Origin of the sequence: Pseudomonas sp. SWRI154 (assembly GCF_014268645.1) — a bacterium.
GTDB lineage: Bacteria > Pseudomonadota > Gammaproteobacteria > Pseudomonadales > Pseudomonadaceae > Aquipseudomonas > Aquipseudomonas marvdashtae.
In genome coordinates, this window is record NZ_JABWQW010000002.1 from 248,812 (window position 1) to 275,298 (window position 26,487).

Annotated in this window: 21 protein-coding genes and 1 other RNA gene; 8 read left to right on the forward strand and 14 right to left on the reverse strand. The window is 61.3% G+C overall.

The window, feature by feature from the left end:
* Nucleotides 1-81: 81 nt before the first annotated feature.
* Entirely contained in the window at nt 82-816 is a 735-nt protein-coding gene (locus tag HU806_RS03145; RefSeq protein ID WP_186609854.1) for a fumarate/nitrate reduction transcriptional regulator Fnr, read from the forward strand.
* 75 nt (nt 817-891) lie between these two features.
* Nucleotides 892-1,440, forward strand: a complete 549-nt coding sequence (locus HU806_RS03150; RefSeq protein WP_186609855.1) for an adenine phosphoribosyltransferase — start codon at nt 892-894, stop codon at nt 1,438-1,440.
* A 50-nt stretch (nt 1,441-1,490) separates the two neighbouring features.
* Here HU806_RS03150 and recR read toward each other — a convergent pair whose 3' ends face one another.
* From recR to dnaX, 4 genes are all read right to left on the reverse strand, one after another.
* Complete coding sequence (recR, locus tag HU806_RS03155) at nt 1,491-2,093, reverse strand: recombination mediator RecR (RefSeq protein WP_186609856.1); 603 nt, start codon at nt 2,091-2,093, stop codon at nt 1,491-1,493.
* A 66-nt stretch (nt 2,094-2,159) separates the two neighbouring features.
* Entirely contained in the window at nt 2,160-3,185 is a 1,026-nt protein-coding gene (gene curA, locus HU806_RS03160; RefSeq protein WP_186609857.1) for an NADPH-dependent curcumin/dihydrocurcumin reductase, read from the reverse strand.
* A 176-nt stretch (nt 3,186-3,361) separates the two neighbouring features.
* Nucleotides 3,362-3,700: a YbaB/EbfC family nucleoid-associated protein gene (locus HU806_RS03165; RefSeq protein WP_003183512.1), complete on the reverse strand. Its 339-nt coding sequence runs from the start codon at nt 3,698-3,700 to the stop codon at nt 3,362-3,364.
* Between the two features lie 62 nt (nt 3,701-3,762).
* Nucleotides 3,763-5,844: a DNA polymerase III subunit gamma/tau gene (gene dnaX / locus HU806_RS03170; RefSeq protein ID WP_186609858.1), complete on the reverse strand. Its 2,082-nt coding sequence runs from the start codon at nt 5,842-5,844 to the stop codon at nt 3,763-3,765.
* 144 nt (nt 5,845-5,988) lie between these two features.
* Between dnaX and HU806_RS03175 the strand changes: the two genes are divergently transcribed.
* Nucleotides 5,989-6,756 carry a substrate-binding periplasmic protein gene (locus HU806_RS03175; protein ID WP_186609859.1) on the forward strand — a complete coding sequence of 256 codons (768 nt, stop codon included), beginning with the start codon at nt 5,989-5,991 and terminating at the stop codon, nt 6,754-6,756.
* On the opposite strand, the gene HU806_RS03180 is transcribed toward HU806_RS03175, so the two are convergent.
* Entirely contained in the window at nt 6,732-8,450 is a 1,719-nt protein-coding gene (locus HU806_RS03180) for a putative bifunctional diguanylate cyclase/phosphodiesterase (protein ID WP_186609860.1), read from the reverse strand. The genes HU806_RS03175 and HU806_RS03180 overlap by 25 nt on opposite strands.
* Before the next feature lie 337 nt (nt 8,451-8,787).
* Between HU806_RS03180 and HU806_RS03185 the strand changes: the two genes are divergently transcribed.
* Complete coding sequence (locus tag HU806_RS03185) at nt 8,788-9,102, forward strand: helix-turn-helix domain-containing protein (protein ID WP_186609861.1); 315 nt, start codon at nt 8,788-8,790, stop codon at nt 9,100-9,102.
* Between the two features lie 73 nt (nt 9,103-9,175).
* On the opposite strand, the gene HU806_RS03190 is transcribed toward HU806_RS03185, so the two are convergent.
* From HU806_RS03190 to HU806_RS03225, 8 genes are all read right to left on the reverse strand, one after another.
* Nucleotides 9,176-9,466, reverse strand: coding sequence for a type II toxin-antitoxin system RelE/ParE family toxin (locus tag HU806_RS03190; RefSeq protein WP_186609862.1), 291 nt, complete (start codon nt 9,464-9,466; stop codon nt 9,176-9,178).
* The gene (locus tag HU806_RS03195; protein ID WP_186609863.1) at nt 9,459-9,704 is read right to left on the reverse strand and encodes a type II toxin-antitoxin system ParD family antitoxin; all 246 of its coding nucleotides are present in this window, start codon (nt 9,702-9,704) and stop codon (nt 9,459-9,461) included. Before HU806_RS03195 ends, HU806_RS03190 begins: the two co-directional genes overlap by 8 nt.
* 189 nt (nt 9,705-9,893) lie before the next feature.
* An RNA gene (gene ffs, locus HU806_RS03200) (signal recognition particle sRNA small type) lies at nt 9,894-9,990 on the reverse strand.
* A gap of 123 nt (nt 9,991-10,113) precedes the next feature.
* Nucleotides 10,114-11,274, reverse strand: coding sequence for a zinc-binding metallopeptidase family protein (locus HU806_RS03205; protein ID WP_186609864.1), 1,161 nt, complete (start codon nt 11,272-11,274; stop codon nt 10,114-10,116).
* Nucleotides 11,275-11,498: 224 nt separating this feature from the next.
* On the reverse strand, nt 11,499-13,856 hold the full coding sequence (gene ligA / locus HU806_RS03210; protein ID WP_186609865.1) for an NAD-dependent DNA ligase LigA: 2,358 nt from the start codon (nt 13,854-13,856) through the stop codon (nt 11,499-11,501).
* 148 nt (nt 13,857-14,004) lie between these two features.
* Nucleotides 14,005-14,850 (reverse strand): cell division protein ZipA, encoded by an 846-nt coding sequence (gene zipA / locus HU806_RS03215; RefSeq protein WP_186609866.1) that lies wholly within the window; start codon nt 14,848-14,850, stop codon nt 14,005-14,007.
* Nucleotides 14,851-15,060: 210 nt separating this feature from the next.
* Entirely contained in the window at nt 15,061-18,549 is a 3,489-nt protein-coding gene (smc, locus tag HU806_RS03220; protein ID WP_186609867.1) for a chromosome segregation protein SMC, read from the reverse strand.
* 1 nt (nt 18,550) lies between these two features.
* Nucleotides 18,551-19,210, reverse strand: a complete 660-nt coding sequence (locus HU806_RS03225) for a GntR family transcriptional regulator (protein ID WP_186609868.1) — start codon at nt 19,208-19,210, stop codon at nt 18,551-18,553.
* A gap of 277 nt (nt 19,211-19,487) precedes the next feature.
* On the opposite strand from HU806_RS03225, the gene xdhA reads away from it, so the two are divergent.
* The 4 genes from xdhA (at nt 19,488) to guaD (ending at nt 25,564) form a co-directional block, all read left to right on the forward strand.
* Complete coding sequence (gene xdhA, locus HU806_RS03230) at nt 19,488-20,942, forward strand: xanthine dehydrogenase small subunit (RefSeq protein ID WP_186609869.1); 1,455 nt, start codon at nt 19,488-19,490, stop codon at nt 20,940-20,942.
* A complete protein-coding gene (gene xdhB / locus HU806_RS03235) occupies nt 20,935-23,334 on the forward strand; it encodes a xanthine dehydrogenase molybdopterin binding subunit (RefSeq protein WP_186609870.1) in 2,400 nt (799 codons plus the stop codon). Before xdhA ends, xdhB begins: the two co-directional genes overlap by 8 nt.
* A gap of 68 nt (nt 23,335-23,402) precedes the next feature.
* Nucleotides 23,403-24,239: a xanthine dehydrogenase accessory protein XdhC gene (gene xdhC / locus HU806_RS03240; protein WP_186609871.1), complete on the forward strand. Its 837-nt coding sequence runs from the start codon at nt 23,403-23,405 to the stop codon at nt 24,237-24,239.
* Nucleotides 24,240-24,259: 20 nt separating this feature from the next.
* On the forward strand, nt 24,260-25,564 hold the full coding sequence (gene guaD, locus HU806_RS03245) for a guanine deaminase (RefSeq protein WP_186609872.1): 1,305 nt from the start codon (nt 24,260-24,262) through the stop codon (nt 25,562-25,564).
* Nucleotides 25,565-25,690: 126 nt separating this feature from the next.
* Here the strand turns inward: guaD and HU806_RS03250 are convergent, their stop codons facing one another.
* Nucleotides 25,691-26,455: a GntR family transcriptional regulator gene (locus HU806_RS03250; RefSeq protein ID WP_186609873.1), complete on the reverse strand. Its 765-nt coding sequence runs from the start codon at nt 26,453-26,455 to the stop codon at nt 25,691-25,693.
* Nucleotides 26,456-26,487 lie beyond the last annotated feature (32 nt).

Here is a 26,487-nt window from a genome sequence, read left to right on the forward strand (position 1 = left end):
ACGGTGATACCGCACTGGCCCGAGTTAGTGTGCTGAGTTACCCTTACGGCTTATGTGTGTTTTCCCACAAGGATTTAAGAAATGTCCGAGCCAGTCAAATCGCGCGCTCATAACCAGGCACACTGCAAGGACTGCAGCCTGGCCCCCCTGTGCCTGCCACTTTCGTTGAACCTGGAGGACATGGACGCGCTGGATGACATCGTCAAACGCGGACGTCCGTTGAAAAAAGGCGAGTTCCTGTTTCGCCAGGGCGATGCCTTCAATTCAGTCTATGCCGTACGCTCGGGCGCCTTGAAGACCTTCAACCTGAGCGACGGCGGCGAAGAGCAGCTCACCGGTTTCCACTTGCCCAGCGAACTGGTGGGCCTGTCGGGCATGGACACAGAAACCCACCCGGTCTCGGCCCAGGCGCTGGAAACCACCTCGGTCTGCGAAATTCCTTTTGATCGTCTCGACGAGTTGGCCGTGCAACTGCCGCAACTGCGCCGTCAACTGATGCGAGTGATGAGCAGGGAGATCCGCGACGACCAGCAGATGATGCTGTTGCTCTCGAAGAAAACCGCCGACGAGCGCATCGCCACGTTCCTGGTCAACCTCTCGGCCCGCTTTCGTGCCCGTGGGTTTTCCGCCAATCAATTTCGCCTGAGCATGTCGCGCAACGAAATCGGCAATTACCTGGGCCTGGCGGTGGAAACCGTGTCTCGGGTGTTCACCCGTTTCCAGCAGAATGAATTGATCGCCGCCGAAGGCAAGGAAATCCATATTCTCGATCCGATCCAGCTTTGCGCCCTGGCGGGCGGCTCGGTAGAAGGCTGATACACCTGCGCGGCTGAGGCTTTCGCCCCGCCGCGCTATACTGCGGCGCTTGCAGCCAGCCAGGACACTTCGACGATGGTCTTCGACTCCTTCGACTTCAAATCCCTGATACGCCCCGTTATCGACTTCCCCAAGCCCGGCGTGATCTTTCGCGACATTACTCCGTTGTTCCAATCGCCCACCGCGCTGCGGTTGGTGATGGACAGCTTCGCCCATCGCTATGTCGAGGCCGGGTTCACGCATATCGGCGCGATGGATGCACGAGGTTTCCTGATTGGCTCGATCCTGGCCTATCAGCTGAACAAGCCGCTGGTGCTGTTCCGCAAGCAAGGCAAGCTGCCGGCCGACGTATTGGCCGAGGGCTACCAGACGGAATACGGAGAGGCCTTCCTGGAAGTTCACGCCGACAGCCTGTGCGAGGGTGATTCGGTGGTGATGTTCGATGACCTGATCGCCACGGGCGGCACGCTGATCGCCGCCGCCAACCTGATCCACCGCATGGGCGCGAAGGTCCATGAAGCGGCGGCGATAATCGATTTGCCTGAACTGCTCGGTTCCCAGCGCCTGCAAGATATGGGGATACCGACGTTCTGCCTGACGCAGTTTTCGCTCAGCGAACGATAATCAGCGCCCCACGGTAGAACGTGTGGAAGCGAGCCTGCTCGCTCCGCACGTTACAACGCGATCGGCTTGCGCCCGGCAAATGAATGCGCCAATGTCCCGCCATCCACCAACTCCAACTCGCCGCCCAAGGGCACGCCGTGGGCGATGCGGGAGGCGACCAGGCCTTTATTGTTCAGCAGTTGGGCAATGTAGTGGGCGGTGGCTTCGCCTTCGACCGTCGGGTTCGTGGCAAGGATGACTTCGGTAAACGTACCCGCCTCCTCGACCCGCGCCATCAGCTGCGGAATGCCAATGGCCTCAGGCCCTAGCCCGTCGAGCGGCGATAAATGGCCCTTGAGCACGAAGTAGCGACCACGGAAACCGGTCTGCTCCACCGCGTACACGTCCATCGGCCCCTCCACCACGCAGAGCAGGCTGTCGTCCCGACGCGGGTCGGCGCATTGCGGACAAAGGTCGTCTTCCGTCAGGGTGCGGCATAAGCGGCAATGCCCTACCCCTTCCATCGCCTGGCTCAAGGCCTGGGCCAGGCGCGAGCCGCCACTGCGATCGCGCTCAAGCAATTGCAACGCCATACGCTGGGCGGTTTTCTGACCGACACCCGGCAAAGTTCGCAAGGCATCGATCAGTTGACGGATCAAAGGGCTGAAGCTCATGGAGGAAACGTCCGACATAACAACGAGACGCGGTTTATACCCGCGCCTCCGATTAGCGTCAAATACTCAATCGCGCGCCACCCGCACGACCAACTTGCCGAAGTTGCGCCCTTCCAGCAGACCGATAAATGCCTGTGGCGCGTTCTCGAGACCGTCGACAAGGTCTTCGCGGAACTTGACCCTGCCGTCCCGCACCCAGGGCGCCATGGCGCTGATGAATTCCGGCTGGCGGTCACCGTAATCATCAAACACGATGAAGCCTTGGATACGCACGCGCTTGGTCAGCAGCGTGCGCTGCAACTGCGGTAGACGATCCGGGCCACCCGGCGGCTGATGATCGTTGTAGGACGCAATCAATCCGCAGAGCGGGATGCGGGCCTTGGCGTTGAGTAGCGGCACCACCGCGTCGAAGACTTTGCCACCGACGTTTTCGTAATAGATGTCGATGCCCTGGTCGCAGGCCCGGGCCAGTTCTTGCGCGAAACTCTCGCTTCGATGGTCGACGCAGGCGTCGAACCCCAGCTCGTCGACCACGTATTTGCACTTCTCGCTTCCGCCGGCCACACCCACCACGCGCAGGCCTTTGATCTTCGCCACCTGGCCGACCACTGAACCTACCGCGCCCGACGCCGCGGCGACCACCAAGGTTTCCCCCGCCTTGGGTTGGCCGATGTCCATCAGACCCATGTAGGCGGTCATGCCCGGCATCCCCAAAACCCCCAGGGCCATTGAAGGACTTGGCAATCCCGAGGGGATGGGAATGACATTGCGGCCATCACTGATGCAGTGGCTTTGCCAACCCGTTGCCCCCACCACCAAATCGCCCTCCTGGAACTTCGGATGCATCGAGCGCTCCACGCGACTGACGGCGCCACCGGTCATAACCTCGTCGATTTGCACCGGCGCGGCGTAGGAAGGTGCGTCACTCATGCGTCCGCGCATGTAGGGATCCAGCGATAGGAACAGCGTCTTGAGCAGGATCTGTCCCTCCGCCAGGTCCGGCAGCGTGACGTGTTCAAGACGAAAGTTTTCAGGGATGGGCGCACCTTCCGGGCGGGAAGCCAGGACGATGCGCTGGTTGGAAATCGACATGCAAGCGTCTCCTTGTTCGTTACGGGCACGTATAGGGAGCAGACCATTGCCGAAGGGGCGGCGTTCGATGTTTGTTCAGCCTAACGGCCCCAGTGATTTCGGCTGCATAGCGCAAACAAAAATGCCAGGCGCGATGCCTGGCATTGTGTGTAGCCCATCCCGACCGGGATGGCGAATCAGAACGGCAGTTTCATGCCCGGCGGCAGCTGCATGCCAGCGGTCATGCCGGACATCTTGTCCTGGCTGTTGGCTTCGATCTTGCGCACTGCGTCGTTGACGGCGGCGGCGAACAGGGCTTCGAGCATCTCCTTGTCATCTTCGCTCAAGCCTTCAACGACGCTTGGGTCGATGCTGACGCGCTTGATGTCGTGGCGCCCGGTCATGACCACGGTCACCATGTCGCCGCCGGACTTGCCGGTGACTTCAGCGTTGGCCAGCTCTTCCTGCATCTTGGCCATTTTCTCCTGCATCTGCTGCGCCTGCTTCATCAGGCCGGCCATGCCACCTTTCATCATGGGAATCACCTCGAAAGTACGTGAATAAACACAGCGCCCGGCGTTCGGCCCGGCGCTTTCAGTTATGAGCCCTGGGTGACCGGGGCCTCGACAGGTTCGATAGTATCGTGACGGACCACGGCGCCGAACTGTTGCATCATCTGCTGGATGAACGGATCGCCGTGGATCGACTCTTCCGCCTCGCGCTGACGGTCGGCACGGCGGCGGGACGCAGCCTGTGCCGGGGTTTCCTGCTCGGGCTTGATCAGCTCGATGGTCAACGTCAACGGGCGCTGGTGGTATTGGTTAAGCGCATCGTTGAGACGACGCTGTTGGGTCGCGTTGAACAGCGCGCTGTGGGCCGGGTCCAGGTGCAACAGCCAGTGGTCGCCTTCGACGGAAATCAACGTGCAGTTGGCGGCAATGCTGCCGGTCATGCCGCTGATCGGCAGTTTCGGGAACAGCTCCAGCCATTGCAAGGCCAGCCCTGTGGCTGGCATCGCCGCGGGTTCCGGCTCGGGCTCAGGGGCTGGCTCGGCGGCGTGCTCGCTGGCCAGGTCGTCCAGGTAGCTGTAGGCCGAATCCATGTCCGGCTCGATGTAATCCTCGTCCAACGGCGGCTCGTCATCCAGGTCGCTGCCCGGCGTGGCGACATCGACGTCGGCCACCGTCGGCTCGGGCACCGGCGCGGCGACCCACTCAGGCGCGTCGGGTACCACGCTGTCCGGCGTTGGCATGGGCATGGCCGGCAATTCGGGCTGCTCGGCGACCGTTTCCAGCACCGGCTCGACAGCAGGCTGCAGGACAACCTCCGGCTCGACCGGGTCGTTCCAGGGCAGATCGATGACGTCTTCGGCGACAGGCTCGGGCAACGCCTCAACGACCGGCTCCGGTTCGGGCTGCGGTTCAGGCGTGGTAACGACCGGCATCGGGGCCGGCTGGGTGAAAGGCGCCACTGCGGCCGGAGCAGAAGCCGCTGCCGACGCGACATTGGGCGCGGCAGCCACTGGCTTGGCGGAATCAGCTGTGGCTTGGCTGATCCCCACTGGCTTTAGCGCTTGCCTCGGCGCATCCGCCGTGTCGGCTGGCCGGAACGCCAGCATTCGCAACAGGACCATTTCGAAGCCGCCGCGCGGATCCGGCGCCAGGGGCAGATCGCGCCGGCCGATCAAGCCCATCTGGTAATAGAACTGCACGTCTTCGGCCGGCAGCACCTGGGCCAGGGCCAATACGCGATCGCGGTCGCCATGACCGTTGTCAACGCCGTCCGGCAACGCCTGGGCGATGGCGACACGGTGCAGCACATTGAGGATTTCCGAGAGCACGCCATTCCAGTCCGGCCCCTGCTCGGCCAGGTGACGCACCGCTTCGAGGAGCGCCTTCGCGTCGCCTTCGATCAGCGCATGCAGCACGTCGTAGACCTGACCGTGATCGAGAGTGCCGAGCATGGCGCGCACATCGGCGGACATGACCTTGCCTTCACCGAAAGCGATGGCCTGGTCGGTCAAGCTCATGGCGTCGCGCATCGAACCGTCGGCGGCGCGGCCCAGCAGCCACAGCGCGTCGTCTTCGAACGGCACGTTCTCGACGCCCAGGACGTGGGTCAAATGCTCGACGACCCGTTCCGGCGTCATGTTCTTCAGGGAGAACTGCAGGCACCGCGAGAGAATCGTTGCAGGGAGTTTCTGCGGATCGGTGGTCGCCAGGATGAACTTGACGTAGGGCGGTGGTTCTTCGAGGGTCTTGAGCAGCGCATTGAAGGAATGGCTGGAGAGCATGTGCACTTCGTCGATCAGGTAGACCTTGAAGCGCCCACGGCTCGGCGCGTACTGGACGTTGTCGAGCAACTCACGGGTATCTTCGACCTTGGTGCGGCTGGCGGCGTCGATCTCGATCAGGTCGACGAAACGACCTTCGTCGATTTCCCGGCAGACCGAGCATTCGCCGCAAGGCGTCGAAGTGATACCGGTTTCACAGTTCAGGCACTTGGCGATGATCCGCGCAATGGTGGTCTTGCCCACGCCCCGGGTGCCGGTGAACAGGTAGGCATGGTGCAGCCGCTGGCTGTCCAAGGCATTGATCAGAGCCTTGAGCACATGGGTCTGGCCGACCATTTCGCGGAACGAGCGCGGGCGCCATTTACGTGCAAGAACCTGATAACTCATCGAAAACCGTCGCAACGAAGGAACATAAGCGGCTAATGCTAGCGGAGCAGGGGCGAAATTGCATCCGGTGTGCTCGTCTAATGTGGCTAAGCTTGGACCTGAAGGCTCGGTTGTCGACACGGTTTGGCACTGTCAGGAGAGTTTATGCGTTCCGCCATGGGGGCTTTGCTGCTGTTGACCACGGGATGTTTCGCCGACGAGGTCCCCTTGCGTTTCGCCATTACCGACGGCTGGGCCATGCCCATGGTGCAGATCGAGCGAGGCCGCCCGACCCAAGGCATCCTGCCGGACATCATGACCAGCCTGGCAACCCAGGTGGGCATGCCCGCGCAATTTCATGTCCTGGCTCGCGCACGACTGGACAGCGCCATGGAACATGGCGAAATAGACATTCGCTGTTACGTCTCGCCTGATTGGGTGAAGGACAAAGGCCCCGATTACCTTTGGAGTGTTCCGCTGTTCTTTCAGCGCGACGTGCTCGTCAGCGCGACCGGCACCGGTGTAAAAATCGCCCCGGCGGCGCTGGCGCAACAATCGATCGGCACCGTGCTCAGCTACCGCTACCCGACCTTGCAACCTTTGTTCGACAGCGGCCACCTGCGGCGCGACGATGCGCGCAGCCAGGACCAGGTGCTGGCGAAACTGTTGGCCGGGCGCTACCGTTATGCGGTCAGCAATCAATGGGCACTTGATTGGTTCAACCAACGGCATGGCGCCGACCGACAGTTGCATGAGGTTGCGGTCCTCCAGGAACAGCAATTGAGCTGTTATGTGCGCAATGACCCGAATATTCCAGCGCAACGCATTCTGCGCACCTTGCTGACAATGAAAATGTCTGGGGAAATCGACTCGATCATCCAGCTCTACACCGGTCGCAGCGAGGGGGCTCAGACCGGCGCCGTATCTCCCTGACCACCCGGCCGACTCCGCCACTGCGGCGGCGGGACGAAGCTTCTTACCCAGCCCGGCACCCGATTGGCGGGCATGGGCCGGGCGATAAAGTAACCTTGCGCCACTTCGCATCCCAGGCGTAGCAGGAGCTGTCCGTGCTCAAGACTGTCGAGGCCCTCCGCGACCACCTGCCGGCCAAACGCCCGAGCCAGACCGATCACGGCTTTGGTCAGCGCCAGATCGTCCCGGTCATCTAGCATATCGCGCACGAAGGTCTTGTCGATCTTGATGGTTTGCGTATGTAGGTGCTTGAGGTCATTGAGCGAACAATAACCCGTACCGAAACCGCCCAATGAAAACCCCACGCCCAAGGCCTGGCACGCCTGTAGACAGGCACTGACGTGCGCGAGGTTTTCCACGGCGACCGACTCCACGATCTGCAGGTCGAGCATGCGCGGCAACACCGCCGGATGCAGCTCCAGCATTCGCCGCAGCCGCTCGACGAAATCCGCCCGCTGGAAGTGCCGCGCCGATATGTTGATACTCACCGGCCACCCCTGCCCCGCCTGTTGCCATTGCTGCAGCTGGGTCAGCACTTTTCCCATGACCCATTCGCCGATTTCGACAATCAGGTCCGTCTCTTCTACCAGCGGCAGGAATTCGCGCGGCGGCACCAGGCCGCGCTGCGGATGCTTCCAGCGCAACAAAGCTTCCAGACCGACCACGGTGCCATCGCGCATATTGACCTTGGGCTGGAAATGTAATCGCAATTCATTGTTGGCCAAGGCCTGTCGGACCCGTTCGACGGTCTGGTAAGTTGCACGCACCTCTTTGTCCCGGGACACGTCGAACAGGTGAAAACGATTGCGGCCGCTCTGCTTGGCCACGTACATCGCCTGGTCGGCGTGGCGCAGCAACGTGTCGGCGTCTTCGTTATCCCAGGGAGACAGCGTCACACCGATGCTGGCAAAGACCTTGATGCTCTTGCCATCAATGGCATAGGGCATGGAAACGGCGATCAACACCCGATTCAACGCGGCATGCAATTCGTCTATGCCACACACATGTCGCAGCACCAGCACGAACTCATCCCCAGCCAGGCGCGCCACGACGTCGTCGCCGCGCACAATGCTGCGCAGTCGCCTGGCGACTTCCACTAGCAAGCGATCACCGCTGGCGTGGCCATAGCCGTCGTTGACTGCCTTGAAGCCATCCAGATCGAGCATGCATACCGCGAGGGGTAGATTTTCTCCCCGGGAAAATTCCAAGGCCTGGTCCAACAGTTCGGACAAGTAGGTACGATTGGGCAGTCCAGTCAGCACATCGTGCCCGACCCGCCATTGCAGGGAATGCAGCAGCCGACGCTTTTCGCTGACATCGAAGCGAATTGCCAGGTATCGCTCGACGAGCCCTGTCGCTTCGTCAGTTACCGGTACCAGGGTGGTGTCGACCCAGTGCAGCGTACCGTCCTTGGATCGATTGCAGATCTCGCCCTTCCAGATATCCCCCAACGCGATAGTGCGCCACATCGCACTGAAGAATTCGCTGGGGTGCTGGCCGGAATTGAGCAACCTGTGGTTCGCCCCCAGCAGCTCATCGCGCCGGAAGCCAAACAGATCGCAGAACTGATCGTTGACGTAAGTGATGCGACCGCTCAAATCGGTTTCGGAAAAGATCGCGGCGGCGTCAACGGCCCTGCGGTACTTCTTATCCATCGAAGCAGTCATCCATGAGTCAGGCTCGTTTGGCGCGCGCGGTTGAACCACCCCCGGACGGGCGAAAATCAACTAGGCTCAAATACCTTGATAAAGCTGGAGCACGGACGCTGGCGGTGCGACCTGAATGCTCCAGGCCCCGCCTTGTGTCGCTGCAAAGAAGCGCGAGCCCCGGTCTTTTTACTCGCCCGGCTTCAGAAGCAGATCACCGAATCCCCCATGCCAAAGGCCGATTCTACGAAACGCATCACATTTTGCAAAGCAAGGTGATGGAACAAGCGGTTGCCTAATGCGAAAATCTATCGTTAAGTTCTTGATTCTGAATGGGAATTAAGCGATGCAAATTTCAAGTCTGGGTTCAGCCATCAGACGCTACCGCAAAGTAGCGGGGCTTACTCAGGCTGAACTTGGCGAAAAGACCGGTTTTGACCCGAAAACCATCAGCCGCTTCGAAACCGGCACCTACACCCCCAGCGTCGAAGCCTTGCTCCTGCTTGCCAACGTATTGGACGTCCAGCCTAAAGCGTTTTTCGCCGACATGGCCGATGAAGACGAGCAGCGGGCCTACTTGTTCAACGTCATTCACAAAGCTACTTCGAAGGACCTTGGGAAGTTGATTGCGGCGGTTGACCAGGCGATGTCCAAGTCTTGATGCAGGGAAAGGGAGGCCGAGTCTGTTACCGAAGGCCAGCTACGAACGATGACCAATTTCGTAAAGCTAACCGTCACAGATTCCGAAATGTATCCATCCGATCATGAAGGACACGAATAATCACAATCCCGTAGGTTGTGATTCGAAAGTAAATCATGTGCCGTTCGACACTGCGTCGGCGATAGCCAGCACGGATATGGTCACATGCTGGAGCTATTTCCGGCTGTAGCGTCAGCTCATGAAACGCCGTAGAGATGATATCGATGTATCGATTGGCCTGCCCTACGCTCCAATGCTGGGCGGTGTAAGTCCAGATTTTTTCAAGATCACGCTCGGCGGCAGGTGCAAGACGATATTCAGCCATGCGCTGTCAGCATTTTTTTTTTGAATGCATCGGGATCGAATGGTTGCGGCTCTCCACTGGACTCACCCTCTTTCAAGGCAGACCGGATTATCCCAAGCTCGGCGCTACGTTCCTGCTCGCGCCGAATCAGATCGCGGATGTATTCGCTGTCATTCGTGTAGTGACCCGCCTCGATCTGGGCCTTGATCCAGCCGTCCTGTTGGTCGGTGACGGTGATGGTTTTTCGAACGGTACCCATAATCAGCCCCTGGAAGAATGAACGATTAAGGCGAAATTATCATACTATTGGTGCCATATCGAGAATGACCACCACATTTGAACAATGGAAAACCGCCGCCTCGACCAACATCGAACCAAGCAGTGAATCAAAAGGAATAAGAGATTTGGCAAACCCTGCGAACGAGGGCCTGGGGCGTTATGGAGGCAACCCCACCAGCCACACCCCGGCACACAATGTTCCCGCTGTGGCTGCTTCCTTCCGGATCTGACCAGGTTCACGGGTAATCGTTGCGGGGGGACCGATGGGGTCACCATAACGACGCCCGCCTGACGGCGAGCCGCGCCATTGTACCTATCTGGCGGGAAGTTACAACCGTTGGCACGGGATTAAAAACTCATGGCCTTCAAGCACTTGTAGGTGCGCGCAGCTACAACAGCACCGCATCCGCCCGACCACCCTCCTCCTGGATCACCAGATGGATGAAATGCAGCTTGGTGATGACCGCCGCCGGTACGACGAACGGGTAGAAATCCGGCTGGCCCATGCTGCGCGAGAGTTCGTTGAGCATCCCAGCCAACTCGATCCAGGCGTTGACGAATGACAAGAACGCCGCGCCGCCCGCGTGCTCCGGGTCGAACAGGGTTTCGGGTGGGAATGGTTGGTAGTCGAAATCCATTTCCCGGGCGCTCATGCCAAAGCCCAGCGCCGTGTCGACCGCGTCCATCATATGCAGGTAATGGGCCCAGGTTTCTGCCCAGTCTTCCCAAGGGTGCATGGTCGCGTAGGCGCTGACGTAACGGGTTTGCCAGTCCAGCGGCGCGCCTTGCTGATAGTGGCGCTCCAGGGCTTCGGAATAGCTGGCGCGCTCATCGCCGAACAATGCGCGAAATGGCTCCAGCCAATGACTGTCGGCGACCAATCGATCCCAGTAGTAATGCCCCACCTCGTGGCGAAAGTGCCCGAGCAAGGTGCGATAAGGCTCGCGCATTTGTTGGCGCACGTGCTCGCGATGGGCATCGTCGGCCTCTTTGATATCGAGGGTGATCAACCCGCTGGCGTGCCCAGTGGTCGGCGGCTTGCCGTCGAGGTCGACACCGATGAAGTCGAAGGCCAGGCCGATATTTTCATCGGCAGTCTTGGGAATCACCGGCAAGCCGAGGGTAATCAGCTGGGCCACCAGGCGCCGCTTAGCGGTTTCAACCTTGCGCCAGCGCTCAGGATTTTCCGCAACCGACAGGTCTGGAATGGTGCGATTCAAGCTGCAGGCGACGCACAAGGTGTCATGCCCGTTCGCCGGCAACAGCCAGTTGCAGGCCGCTGGGGTATCAAGATTGGCGCAACGCCTGAACAGCCCGGCCTGTGGATCGACATCCAGGTTCCAAGTGCCAGGTTGCTCGCCGGGTTGCAGAGACGACAGGCGGCTCTGTTCCGGCTGATAGCCCAGCGCCGCCAGGCACGCCAGGCATTGGCTGTTGCGAAAGAACAAGGACTGGCCGCAGCGACACGGCCAGATCTTGCTGTTACGTGAGCGATCGCCCAGGAACGGCGCGGCGATGCGTGAGCTCAGTTGTTCGAAGAAGCGGTACATGGCGATCTCTCCCTTGAGCCTGCAAGACTAGATCATCCTTCGTCCATGATCGTTCCCACGCTGTGGACTGACCACAGCCCGTGGCGAGGGAGCTTGCTCCCGCTCGGCGGCGCAGCCGTCGTAAACCGGCTGATGTGGTCCACCTGGAGGGTTGCGTCGTTCCGGTTGGGGCGGCTACGCCACCCAGCGGGCGCAAGCTCCCTCGCCACAAGAGCGGCTGCCCCTCAGACCGTGATGCCGTGCCCCTTCAGGAAATCGACAAACGCTTGTTCATCGAGCACCTTGAGCCCCAGCTTATTGGCCTTGGTCAGCTTCGAGCCCGCCCCAGGCCCTGCCACGACGCAGTGGGTTTTCGCCGAGACGGACCCTGCGACCTTGGCCCCAAGGCTTTCCAATTTGTCCTTGGCAATGTCGCGACTCATCAATTCCAGCGAACCGGTCAGTACCCAGGTATGGCCCGCCTCGGGCAGCCCTTCGACGACCTTTTTCTCACTCTGCCAGTGCATGCCGAAGTCCCGCAGCTGCCGCTCAGCGGCCATGGCCTGCTCGCGGTTGGCGGCGATGGAGAAGAATTCCCGCACAGCGTTGGCCTGCTTTTCCGGCAGCGCCTGGCGCATGTCCAGCCAGTCGGCATCCATGACAGCTTCGAGTGAACCGAACTTGTCCGCGAGTTTTTGTGCGCCGCCCGGCCCTACCGAAGGAATGTGCAACTTGTCCAGGAAGCCGCCAAGGGTGGTGCTGGCGGAAAACTCGGCGCCCAGCTCGCCCTGGTCCTGGATCTCGAGGCCATGACGCAGCAAGTCCTTGATGACTTGGCGATTGTGCGGATCTTCAAAGAAGCTGTGAATCTCGTGGGCGACTTCCAGGCCGACGTCCGGCAAGTACGTGAGCACTTGGGGCAAGGCGGCTTGCACGCGCTCCAGCGAACCGAGGGAGCGGGCCAGGACCTTGGCGGTTTCCTCGCCCACGTCCGGTATGCCGAGCGCATAGATGAATCGCGCCAGGCTCGGCTTCTTGCTGTCAACGATGGCCGCCAGCAGGTTCTTGCTCGACAGCTCGGCAAAACCTTCCAGGTCGACCACTTGCTCGAACGTCAGCGCGTACAGGTCGGCGGGTGAGCCCACCAAGCCTTCGTCCACCAATTGTTCGACGCTCTTTTCGCCCAGGCCCTCGATGTCCATGGCCCGGCGCGAGACAAAATGGATGATCGCCTGCTTGAGTTGCGCGCCACAGGCCAGGCGACCGACGCAGCGATACACCGCGCCTTCGCTGACGGTCTCACGGCCCTTGCTGCGCTTGATCAATTGTGTGCGCTCGACGTGGGAACCGCAGACCGGACATTGCTGCGGCACCTCCACCGCACGGGCGTTGTCCGGACGGCGCTCGGTGACGACTTGCACCACTTGCGGGATCACGTCGCCGGCGCGGCGGATGATCACCGTGTCACCGATCATCAGGCCCAGGCGCGCCACTTCGTCCATGTTATGCAGCGTGGCGTTGGCCACGGTCACGCCGGCGACCTTGACCGGCTTGAGCCGGGCCACAGGCGTGACGGCACCAGTGCGACCGACTTGGAATTCCACGTCCAGCAACTCGGTGAGCTCTTCGCTGGCGGGGAATTTATGGGCGATGGCCCAGCGCGGCTCCCGGGCGCGGAAGCCCAGTTCGCGCTGCGAGGCAATGCTGTTGACCTTGAACACGACGCCGTCGATTTCGTAGGGCAGCGCATTACGCCGCTCGCCGATGTCATGGTAGTAGTCCAGGCATTCGTCGATGCCGTGGGCCAACTTCAATTCGCGACTGATGGGCATGCCCCAGGCTTTCAGTTGCTTGAGATTGCCAATGTGAGTGTCGGCGATGTCCGAGGATACCTGGCCGATGCCATAGCAACAGAACTCCAGGGGACGGTTGGCGGTGATCTTGGAATCCAACTGGCGCAGGCTGCCCGCCGCCGCGTTGCGCGGATTGGCGAAGGTCTTGCCGCCCGCCTCCAGTTGCGTGGCGTTGAGCCGCTCGAAACCGGCCTTGGACATGTAGACCTCGCCACGCACTTCCAACACCGGCGGCCAGCCAGTGCCCTGCAACTTGAGCGGAATATTTCGTACGGTGCGAACGTTGACGCTGATGTCCTCGCCCGTGGTCCCGTCACCACGCGTCGCCCCGCGTACGAGCATGCCGTCCTGATACAACAGGCTGACCGCCAGGCCATCGAGCTTCGGCTCGCAGCTATATTCCACCGCCGCGCCACCGCCCAGCAGATCGCCCATGGGCAGGTCGAGGCCTTCGGTTACCCGCCGGTCGAATTCGCGCATGGTGGTTTCATCGAAGGCGTTGCCCAGGCTGAGCATCGGGATTTCATGGCGCACCTGGCTGAACGCCGACAGCGCCACACTGCCGACCCGCTGGGTTGGAGAGTCGCTGGTCACAAGCTCCGGGTGCTGCTCTTCAAGGGCCTTGAGCTCGTGGAACAGGCGGTCGTACTCGGCGTCCGGGATGCTGGGTTCATCGAGGACATGGTAGCGATAGTTATGCTGGTCCAGCTCGGTACGCAGCTGTTGAATACGGGTTTCGACGGCGTTCATGGTGTTCTCTCATAAAGCAAAAGAGCAGCCGAGGCTGCTCATTTTTTCAAGACTTTTATGGGAGGGCTTCGCCTGGAGCGCCAGCCCGGCCCAGCGGGAGCAAGCTCCCTCGCCTCAAAAAGCCCTAGCCACAACGACTCTGGCGACTTCAGCGCTTCTGGGTCAGCGCCCGGCGCTCGAATTCAACGATGCGCTGGCGGTAATGCTCGATGGTCTGGGCGGTCAGCACGCTGCGCTGGTCATCCTTCAGTTCGCCGTTGAGCTCCTGGGAGAGCTTGCGAGCCGCGGCCACCATTACGTCAAAAGCCTGCTTGGGATGGCGCGGACCTGGCAACCCCAGGAAGAAGCTCACCGCAGGGGTGCTGAAATGGTCGATGTCGTCCAGGTCGAAGACGCCAGGCTTGACGGCGTTGGCCATGGAGAACAGCACCTCGCCATTGCCGGCCATGCTTTCGTGACGGTGAAAAATATCCATCTCGCCGAAACGCAGGCCACTTTCCAGAATGTTCTGCAGCAGTGCCGGGCCCTTGAAGCCGGCCGGATCGCGGCAGATCACGCTGATCACCAGCACTTCTTCGGCCTGGGCCTGTTCCTTGTCGCTGCTCGATGGCTTGCTCTCGTCCGGGAAGTCGCCGTCGCGGCTGCTGAAGCTCGGGCCGCCGTCGAGGTCGAGATTGAGATTCAAATCCCCCTGGGACGGCTCGCTGTTACGCTTGCCACGCTTGGAACCCGACTCCTTCGGCTCACGCGCAGGCGCGCTCATCGACGGCAGGTCGTGCTCATCCAGCTGCGGCTCCTTGTGGGTGTCCAGCACCCGAGGCGGGCCCAGCAGTTCGGCGCTATCATCCTCATCGGGCAGGTTCGACAGGCTGCGGTCCAGGCGAAACTTGAGTTTCCCCTTGCCGCCGCGCATGCGACGCCAGCCGTCGAAAAGAATACCGGCAATGACTATGATGCCGATGACGATCAGCCACTCGCGCAGACCGATTTCCATGTAATCCCGTGCCTCTATAAAAATGCTGAAAAATAAGGGGCTTAGCTATTTGCAAACCGCTTTAAAACGTGGCGCCAACTCTATGTTCTGAATGGCGTTTTGCCCACGCATACGAAAAATTGACATTAAACTAGCATGACCTGCAGATACAAGCTACAAGCTGAAAGCCACTAGCCGCCTCACTTGCAGCTTGCCGCTTGAAGCTCGCAGCTAACTGTCCACCATCGCCATGGCTTCTTCCACGTCCACCGCCACCAGCCGCGAACAACCCGGCTCGTGCATCGTCACGCCCATCAACTGGTCGGCCATTTCCATGGCGATCTTGTTGTGGGTGATGTAGATGAACTGCACGGTCTCGGACATTTCTTTCACCAGCCGTGCGTAACGGCCGACGTTGGCGTCGTCCAGCGGTGCGTCGACTTCGTCGAGCATGCAGAACGGCGCTGGGTTCAATTTGAAGATGGCAAATACCAAGGCCAATGCCGTCAGGGCTTTTTCACCGCCGGAGAGCAAATGAATGGTGCTGTTCTTCTTGCCGGGGGGACGCGCCATGATTGTCACCCCAGTATCGAGTAGATCTTCGCCCGTCAGTTCCAAATAGGCGCTGCCGCCACCGAAAACTTTTGGGAAAAGCGCCTGCAAACCGCCATTGATCTGATCAAAGGTATCCTTGAAGCGATTGCGGGTTTCCTTGTCGATCTTGCGGATGACGTTTTCCAGGGTTTCCAACGCTTCCACCAAGTCGTCATTCTGAGCATCCAGGTAACGCTTGCGCTCGGACTGCTGCTGGTATTCGTCGATGGCGGCCAGGTTGATCGCGCCCAGGCGCTGGATGCGCTGGGCAATGCGCTCGAGCTCTTCCTCGGCGTCTTTCTCGTTGACGCCCGTGACCAAGGTGGCGAGCACGCCGGTGAGGTCGTAGCCGTCCTCCAGCAACTGATCCTGCAAAGCCTTGCGGCGCACGGTCAGGGCTTGCCATTCCATGCGCTGCTGTTCCATCTGGCCGCGGATCAGCTGGGATTGCTGCTCGGCCTGGCTGCGGCGCTTCTCGGCATCGCGCAGTTCGCGGTCGGCATCCTCCAGGGCGATCTGCGCTGTCTTGAGTTCTTCGTCGACGCTCATGCGCTTGTCGAGCAACTCTTCGAGCTTGAGGCGCAGCTCTTCCAGCGGCGCCTCGCCCTCCTCCAGGTTGAGACTCAGCTGCTCGCGTTTTTCCGTCAGGCGTTCGGATTGCATTTCCAGGCGTTCCAAGGCCTGGCGCGTGGAATCGTATTGCGCCCTCAGCGAGCCAAGACGGACCGCCAATTGATGGGCATGGTCCTTGTGCTGACGCGCCTCCTGGCGCACCCGATCGAGGCGCTCGCGCAGGCTGTCGCGCTGGGCCAACAGCAATTCGCGCTGCTCGGTGTCCAGCGCCATCGCATCGAGGGCGTCTTGCAGTTGCAAGCGCGCTTCACCGATCTGCTCATGTTCCAACGCTCGTTGCTCGCCCAGCTCGGCGATTTCTTCGTCGAGGCGGGTGCGACGCAGGGCCAATTGCTCGACCTTGGCCTTGCCGGCGGACAACTGCGCCTTGAGCTCGCCTTGCTGGCGCGCTTCGTCCTGCAACAACCGACGCAAGTGTTCCCGGCCATTCTCCTGCTGACGCTGCTGTGCGCGCAGGTTCTGCAATTCGGTTTCCAGGGCTTCGACGCTGGCTTCGCGCTCCTCACGCTCGGCGACCAGTCGCTGGATTTCCTGGCCGCGGGCGAGCATGCCGCTCTCGGCTTCGCCGGCCCGGCGCACCCGGAGGAAATGTCGGCCCACCCAATATCCGTCACGGCTGATCAGGCTTTCGCCGGGAGCCAGTTGCCCGCGCAGGACCAGCGCCTGATCAAGGCTGTCCACCGGCTTGACCTGCCCCAGCCAGGGCGACAGGTCGACGTCGGTCTCGACCTTGTCCAGCAGGCTGCCGGGCATCCGCACGCCGTCGCCGGCCGGGCTGAGCAGGCGCAGATCGCCCTGGGTGAAGCCCGACAGATCAAAGCCGCCAAAGTCTTCCACCAGCACCGCTTGCAGGTCGGCGCCCAACACGGTTTCCACCGCCAGCTCCCAGCCAGCGTCGACTTTCAGTCCTTCGGCCAAGCGCGGGCGTTCGGCCAAGTGCTGGTCGCGCAGCCATTCCGCCGTCCCGGTGCCAGGATCGAGCGCGGCTTGCTGCAAGGCTTCAAGCGAGGCGAGGCGCCCGTTGAGCCGCTGCAATTCGCCCTGGGCTTGCTGCTGATTCTGCAAGGCCAGTTGCAAGGCCTGGCGCAGTTGCTCAAGGCGTTCGACCTGGGCGTCTTCGCTGGCTTGCAAATCTTCCAGGGTGGCTTCGCTGGTGGCCAGTTGTTCGCCCAGGTCCAGAATCGCTGCGTCTTCCGGGTCAGCAGCGAGCAACGTCCGTTCTTCAGTCAGGCGGCGCTGCCGTTCGGCCAGGCGCTCCATGCTGGTTTCCAACTGCTGGATGCGCGCCTGCTGCACCTCGGCCTGGCGTCGTGGTTCGGCACAGGTGAGGTTGAAAGTGTCCCACTGCTCTTGCCAGCCGTGCATGGTCAGCTCCGCTTCCTCCAGGGCAGCGGCGGCTTCTTCGGCGGCGGCGCTGGTGATTTCCTGCTCCGGTGTGAGCCGGTCCAGTTCCTCGCCGAGGGTCAGCAACAGGGTGCGGTCATGCCCGAGGTGGGATTCGGTTTCCAGGCGCGCGCGCTCGGCCTCCTTCAAATCGTCCTGCAACTGACGCAGGCGTTGCTGGCCATGCTGGATGCTCTGTTCGACCCGGGCGATGTCGCCGCCCACCGAATAGAAGCGCCCTTGCACCAGATTGAAGCGCTCGGAGAGTTCATGGTGCCCGTCGCGCAGGCGTTCGATGGCGGCGTCGGCATTGCGCTGTTCGGCCACCAACGCTTCGAAGCTGACTTCCTGGTTGCCGATGATCGCCTCGCGCTGGCCGACCTGTTCGTTCAACGCCTGCCAGCGCAGGGCCGACAGCTGGGCCTTGAGCTGGCGCTCCTCGCCCTTGTATTCCTGATACTTCTTCGCGGCTTCGGCCTGACGGTGCAAACGTTCAAGCTGGCGCTCGAGTTCTTCACGCAAATCGGTCAGGCGCGCCAGGTTTTCGTGGGTGCGGCGGATACGGTTTTCAGTCTCGCGGCGCCGTTCCTTGTACTTGGAAATGCCGGCGGCTTCTTCGATGAAATTGCGCAAATCTTCCGGCTTGGCCTCGATCAGCTTGGAGATCATGCCCTGCTCGATGATCGAATAGCTGCGTGGCCCGAGACCGGTGCCGAGGAAGATGTCGGTGATGTCGCGGCGACGGCATTTGGTGCCGTTGAGGAAATAACTGTTCTGGCTGTCGCGGGTCACTTTGCGGCGGATGGAGATCTCCGCGTAGGCAGCGTATTCGCCAATCAGGGTACCGTCCGAGTTATCGAACACCAGTTCGATACTGGCCTGGCTCACCGGTTTACGGCTGGTGGAGCCGTTGAAGATGACGTCGGTCATCGACTCGCCGCGCAAATTCTTGGCCGAGCTCTCGCCCATCACCCAGCGCACGGCGTCGATGATGTTCGACTTGCCGCAACCATTGGGTCCGACCACCGCCGCCATGTTGCTGGGGAAGTTCACCGTGGTCGGGTCGACGAAAGACTTGAACCCGGCCAGCTTGATGCACTTGAGCCGCACGTCAGGCCGCCGTCAGGGCAGAAACCACCAGATCGCAACTGCGCTGGGCGTAGGCCGTCAGCACGATGCGGATCTGCGGCAAATCACGGGCCAGCACGGCGGCGAGCAGGCGCTGGAACAGGTCGAGGAATTCGCTCATCTCCGCCTTGCGCTGTTCAAGGGCGAGGAAATAGGCGCGGCTCATCGCCGGCTGCAGGTTTTCGACGGTTTCCTGCAAATACGGGTTGTTGGCGAACGGATAAGCGGCGCGCATCACGCTGAAGCTTTCGTCGACGAAGGTACGGATGTCCTGGCGCGCATAGGCCTCATTGAGGCGTTGCTGGATCGCGACGAACGGCGCCATGTCGGCCTGTACCTTCCAGCCATGGGCCACGGCGTTGCCGAGCAGGATATATAGCTCGCTCATCAGCGCACAAAGGCTGCGCACCTTGTGCTCGGTGAGTTCGGTCACGTGGGCGCCACGGCGCGGCAGGATGGCGATCAGATGACGCCTCTCCAGAATCAGCAAGGCCTCGCGGACCGAGCCGCGGCTAACGTTGAGCGCCAGCGTGACCTTCTGTTCCTGGATGCGCTCCCCCGGCTTCATTTCGCCGCGAATGATCCGCTCGGCGAGGTGATGGGCGATTTGCTCGGCGAGGCTGTCCGGGGCCTTGAACGTCATGGTTGTCCTTCAAACTCTTCGATTTGCACAAGCGGCGCAGTGTAGCGCACTCGATACGTCATGGCGCAGGGCCTGCACCGGGTTTTTGGCACGATAAAAGCAAAAAAATCAGCTTCAAGCTTTGAGCTTTGAGCTTCAAGCTTTTGACTTGCAGCTCGTAGCTTGTGGCCTGCAGCTGATTTTCTGACCTTTAAGTCAGAAAATCATTGACCGAAAAGTCAGACCTGCTAAATTCGGCCCACGTCGATACAACAATAATGAATCTGCGAGGCCTTCCGTGATCCAGTTTTTACTCAACCAGGAACTCCGTAGCGAGCATGCCCTGGACCCGAACCTGACCGTGCTCAACTATCTGCGTGAGCACGTCGGCAAATCCGGCACCAAGGAAGGCTGCGCCAGCGGCGACTGCGGTGCCTGCACGGTGGTAGTGGGCGAATTGGACACGGACCAAAGCGGTCGCGAACGCATTCGCTACCGCAGCCTCAATTCTTGCCTGACCTTTGTCTCGTCGCTGCACGGCAAGCAACTGATCAGCGTCGAGGATCTCAAGCACAAGGGCCAACTGCACAGCGTCCAACAGGCGATGGTCGATTGCCACGGCTCGCAGTGCGGTTTCTGCACGCCGGGCTTCGTCATGTCGTTGTTCGCCCTGCAGAAAAACAGCGAGCAACCCGACGCCCACAAAGCCCATGAAGCCCTCGCGGGCAACCTGTGCCGCTGCACGGGCTATCGGCCGATCCTGGCCGCCGCCGACCAAGCCTGCTGCGCTAAACAGCCAGACCAGTTCGACGCCGGCGAGGCCGAGACCATTTCGCGCCTCAAAGCCATCGCTCCGACCGAAACCGGCGAACTCAACAGCGGCGACAAGCGTTGCCTGGTGCCACTGACCGTGGCCGACCTGGCCGATCTCTACGACGCCTATCCACAAGCGCGCCTGCTGGCCGGTGGCACCGACCTGGCCTTGGAAGTCACCCAGTTCCACCGCACCCTGCCGGTGATGATCTACGTGGGCAACGTTGCCGAACTCAAGCGCATCGAGCATTTCGATGACCGTCTGGAAATCGGCGCCGCCACCGCGCTCTCGGATTGCTACGAGGCGCTGAAGGCCGAATACCCGGACTTCGGCGAACTGCTGCAACGCTTCGCCTCGTTGCAGATCCGCAATCAGGGCACCCTGGGTGGCAACATTGGCAACGCCTCGCCGATTGGCGACTCACCGCCCCTGCTGATCGCCCTCGGTGCGCAGATCGTGCTGTGCAAGGGCCAGGTCCGCCGCACCCTGGCCCTGGAGGACTACTTCATCGACTACCGGGTCACCGCGCGCCAGGAAAGCGAATTCATCGAGAAGATCATCGTGCCCCGGGCCAGCGCCGAGCAGGCGTTTCGCGCCTACAAGGTTTCCAAACGCCTGGACGATGATATTTCCGCAGTCTGCGCGGCGTTCAACCTGCGCATCGAAAACGGTGTGGTCCGGGACGCTCGCGTCGCCTTCGGCGGCATGGCCGCCACCCCCAAGCGCGCCAAGCATTGCGAGGCCGTCCTGATCGGCGCGCCGTGGAAAAACAGCACCGTCGAACGCGCCTGCATCGCCCTGGCCGAGGATTTCACGCCGCTGTCGGACTTCCGCGCCAGCAAGGAATACCGCCAGCTCAGCGCCCAGAACCTGTTGCGCAAATTCTTCATCGAACTGCAAACGCCGCACATCGCGACTCGGGTGACCGCTTATGTCTAACCATCACGCCGTAGAGAAGACCCAAGCCGAACTGGCCGAACTGTTCGCCCGTGACCTCACGACCGGCGTGGGTCGCAGCGTCAAGCACGACAGCGCCGCCAAGCACGTGTCCGGCGAAGCCCAGTACATCGATGATCGCCTGGAATTTCCCAACCAGTTGCACGTGTATGCCCGGCTTTCGGACCGCGCCCACGCGCGAATCCTCAGCATCGACACCGCGCCTTGCTACGCCTTCGAAGGCGTGCGCATCGCCATCACCCATGCAGACATTCCAGGCCTGAAGGACATCGGCCCGCTGTTGCCCGGTGACCCGCTGCTGGCGATCGATGATGTGCAGTTCGTCGGTCAACCGGTACTGGCCGTGGCCGCCAAGGATCTTGAGACGGCACGCAAGGCCGCCATGGCCGCGATCATCGAATACGAAGACTTGGAACCGGTGCTCGATGTAGTCGAAGCGCTGCGCAAACGGCATTTTGTACTCGACAGTCACACCCACCAGCGCGGCGATTCGGCCACCGCACTGGCGAACGCCGAGCACCGCATCCAGGGCTCGCTGCACATCGGCGGCCAGGAACACTTTTACCTGGAAACCCAGATCTCCTCGGTGATGCCCACTGAAGACGGCGGGATGATCGTCTACTGCTCGACCCAGAACCCGACCGAAGTACAGAAACTAGTGGCCGAAGTGCTCGGCGTGTCGATGAACAAAGTCGTGGTGGACATGCGTCGCATGGGCGGCGGCTTTGGCGGCAAGGAAACCCAGGCCGCCAGCCCGGCGTGCCTGTGCGCCGTCATCGCATACATCACCGGCCAGCCGACCAAGATGCGCCTGCCCCGTGTCGAAGACATGCTGATGACCGGCAAGCGTCACCCCTTCTATATCGAATATGACGTGGGTTTCGACAGCCGCGGACGACTGCACGGCATCGCCTTGGAGCTGGCCGGCAACTGCGGTTGCTCGCCGGACCTGTCGGCGTCGATTGTCGATCGGGCGATGTTCCATGCCGACAACGCCTATTACCTGGGCGACGCGACCATCAACGGCCATCGCTGCAAGACCAACACCGCGTCGAACACCGCCTATCGGGGTTTCGGCGGACCGCAAGGCATGGTCGCCATCGAAGAAGTGATGGATGCAATCGCGCGGCACCTGGGGCTCGATCCGCTGGACGTGCGCAAGGCAAACTACTACGGCAAGGCCGAGCGCAACGTCACGCATTACTACCAGACCGTCGAGCACAACATGCTCGAGGAAATGACCGCCGAGCTTGAGCAGAGCAGCCAGTACGCCGAGCGCCGCGAAGCGATCCGCCACTACAACGCAGTCAGCCCAATCCTGAAAAAAGGCCTGGCGCTGACGCCGGTGAAATTCGGCATTTCGTTCACCGCCAGCTTCCTCAACCAGGCCGGGGCGCTGATTCACGTCTACACCGACGGCAGCATCCACCTGAACCATGGCGGCACGGAAATGGGCCAAGGGCTCAACACCAAGGTCGCCCAAGTGGTGGCCGAAGTGTTCCAGGTGGAAATGGACCGCGTGCAGATCACCGCGACCAATACCGACAAAGTGCCGAACACCTCGCCCACCGCTGCCTCCAGCGGCGCCGACCTGAACGGCAAGGCCGCGCAAAACGCTGCTGAAACCATCAAGCAACGTCTGGTGGCGTTCGCCGCGCGGCAGTACAAGGTCAGCGAAGAAGATGTCGAATTCCATAATGGTCATGTGCGGGTTCGCGATCACATCCTGAGCTTCGAGGCGCTGGTGCAGCAGGCGTATTTCGCCCAGGTCTCACTGTCGAGCACCGGTTTCTACAAGACCCCGAAAATCTACTACGACCGCAGCCAGGCCCGTGGCCGGCCGTTCTACTACTACGCCTATGGCGCGGCGTGTGCCGAGGTCATCGTCGACACGCTCACGGGTGAGTACAAGATGCTGCGCACCGACATCCTCCACGACGTCGGTGCCTCGCTGAACCCGGCCATCGACATCGGCCAAGTCGAAGGCGGCTTTATCCAAGGCATGGGCTGGCTGACCATGGAAGAGCTGGTGTGGAACGACAAGGGCAAGTTGATGACCAATGGCCCGGCCAGCTACAAGATCCCGGCGGCGGCCGACATGCCGCTGGACCTGCGGGTCAAGTTGGTGGAAAACCGCAAGAACCCTGAAGACACAGTGTTCCACTCCAAAGCCGTGGGCGAGCCGCCGTTCATGCTCGGCATCGCCGCGTGGTGCGCCATCAAGGACGCCGTGGCGAGCCTTGGCGACTACAGGCATCAGCCGAAAATCGACGCCCCGGCGACACCGGAGCGGGTGTTGTGGGGGTGTGAGCAGATGCGCGGGTTGAAGGTTGTCAGTGCCGAGGAAGCTGAGGCCGAAGCGGCTTCGCTTTGAAGAGCGGACGCAGAGCGTCCAAAGATGCATTCCCACGCAGAGCGTGGGAACGAGCAATCGAGGTGAACATGTACAACTGGATCAGCGCCCTCGCCGACCTGCAAGACCGTGGCGAACCCTGCGTGTTGGTGACGATCATCGAAGAACTCGGCTCCACGCCGCGCAACGCTGGTTCGAAGATGGTCATCAGCGCCAACCAGGCATTCGATACCATTGGCGGTGGGCACTTGGAATACAAAGCCATGGAGCTCGCCAGGCAGATGCTTGCCAGCGGGCAACAAAACACCCATCTGCAACGCTTCAGCCTCGGTGCCAGCCTGGGTCAATGCTGCGGCGGCGTCACCGTGCTGCTGTTCGAACCGATGGGCCAGGTACAGGCGCAGATCGCCGTGTTCGGCGCCGGCCACGTCGGTCGCGCCCTGGTACCGTTGCTGGCGAGCCTGCCATGCCGGGTGCGCTGGATCGACTCACGGCAAGCGGAGTTCCCCGAGCACCTGCCCCACGGCGTACGCAAGATCGTCACCGACGAGCCGCTGGATGAAGTCGACGAATTGCCCGCCGGCAGCTACTGCATCGTCATGACCCACAATCATCAGCTCGACCTGGAACTGAGCGCCGCGATCCTCAAGCGCAACGACTTCGCCTACTTCGGCCTGATCGGTTCGAAGACCAAGCGGGTCAAGTTCGAGCATCGCCTGCGCGACCGCGGCTTCGACAGCGGCACCCTGCAACGCATGCGTTGCCCGATGGGCATCGGCGAAGTCAAAGGCAAGCTGCCTGTGGAAATAGCCATCTCCATCGCCGGCGAAATCATCGCCACCTATAACGCCAATTTCGGTCAGCACACCGTGCGCGCCGAACCGATTGCCAAGTTGCTGCCGGTTTCACGCCGCAGCCAGCGTTGATTCATTATCGAGAAACTTCCATGCCCCTGACACGCAAAGCCTACCGTGCCGCCCTGCTCCACAGCCTCGCCGACCCGGCCGAAGTGGGAATCGAGGCGTCTTATGAATATTTCGAAGACGGTCTGTTGGTGGTAGAAAACGGCCAGATCAGCGCCATCGGCCACGCCAGCGACCTGCTGCCTACCCTGGCGGCGGACATCGAAATCACGCATTACCAAGACGCACTGATAACACCCGGTTTCATCGACACCCATATTCATCTTCCGCAGACCGGCATGGTGGGCGCCTATGGCGAGCAACTGCTGGACTGGCTCAACACCTACACCTTCCCGTGTGAAAGCCAGTTCGCCGACCAGGCCCATGCCGACGCCGTGGCGGATATTTTCGTCAAGGAACTGCTGCGCAACGGCACCACCACCGCCTTGGTATTCGGCAGTGTGCACCCGCAGTCGGTGAACGCGTTTTTCGAGGTCGCCGAGAAGCTCGACCTGCGGATGATCGCCGGCAAGGTCATGATGGACCGCAACGCCCCGGACTATCTCGTCGATACCGCCGAATCCAGCTACACCGAGAGCAAGGCGCTGATCGAACGCTGGCACGGCAAGGGCCGCCTGCATTACGCCGTGACCCCGCGTTTCGCGCCGACCAGCACGCCCGAGCAGTTGACCTTGGCGGGCCAATTGCTCAGCGAGTATCCGGATTTGTATATGCAGACTCACATCAGTGAAAACCTGCAGGAAGTGCAATGGGTCAAGGAGCTGTTTCCTGAGCGCAAAGGCTACCTGGACGTCTACGACCACTACCAATTGCTTGGCGAGCGCTCGGTGTTCGCCCACGGCGTACATTTGTGCGACGACGAATGCGCGCGACTGGCGCAGACCGGTTCGGCCATCGCGTTCTGCCCGACCTCGAACCTGTTCCTGGGCAGCGGCCTGTTCAACCTGCCAATGGCCGAGAAGCACAAGGTGAATGTCGGCTTGGGCACAGACGTGGGCGGCGGCACCAGTTTTTCACTGCTGCAAACCCTGAACGAAGCCTACAAAGTGATGCAACTGCAAGGCGCGCGACTGAGCCCATTCAAGTCGTTGTACCTGGCCACGCTCGGCGGCGCCCGGGCCTTGCGCCTGGAAAACAATATCGGCACCTTGCAACCGGGCACCGATGCGGATTTCCTGGTGCTGGACTACAACGCCACGCCGTTGTCGAGCTATCGCCTGAAGCAGGCCAAGGACATTGCCGAGCGGTTGTTTGTCTTGATGACGCTGGGGGATGACCGGACGGTGGCGCGGACTTATGCGGCCGGCAACTTGGTGCATCAGCGCTAGGGGTTATTGATCGTTCCCACGCTCTGCGTGGGAACGCAGCCCGGGACGCTCCGCGTCCCAAGAGCCGAACGCGGAGCGTCCGTTGAGGCATTCCCACGCAGAGCGTGGGAACGATCCGAGTCGGGGTTACAGCTTGGCCGTCGAACGCCCCGGCTTCTTGCTTTGCAGCAAATGCGAGAACACCGCATGCAAGTCATCCGACGCGCTTTCTTCGTCGAGGTTGAGCTTGCTGTCGATGTGGTCCATGTGATGCATCATCAAGTTCACTGCCAGGGCGGCGTCGCGAGCTTCGATGGCATCGATCAACTGGGTATGTTCGTCATAGGAACAGTGGGAACGATTGCCACTCTCGTACTGGGCGATGATCAATGAAGTCTGGGAAACCAGGCTGCGCTGGAAGCTGATCAACGGCGCATTTCTTGCCGCCTCGGCCAGCTTGAGGTGGAATTCGCCCGACAAGCGGATGCCGGCGCCGCGGTCGCCGCGGGAAAAGCTGTCGCGCTCGTCGCTGACCATCTGCCGCAGCTCGGCAAGCTGCTCGGCGGTGGCGTGCTGCACCGCCAGTTCGGTGATCGCCTTCTCCACCATGCGCCGGGCAAAGAACACCTGGCGTGCCTCTTCGACACTCGGGCTGGCCACCACCGCGCCGCGGTTGGGTCGCAACAACACCACGCCTTCGTGGGCCAGGCGTGACAGTGCACGGCGAATGATGGTGCGGCTGACCCCGAAAATCTCCCCCAGCGCCTCTTCACTCAATTTTGTGCCGGGCGCCAGGCGCTGTTCGAGGATGGCCTCGAAAATATGCGCATAGACAATATCGTCCTGGGTTCCGCTGCGGCCGGCTTTGCCTGCTCGCGGTTGTTTCTTGAGGGGCTGCAACTGTTCGTTCATGGGCACTCGAGTCGGGAGAACTGCGGCGATTT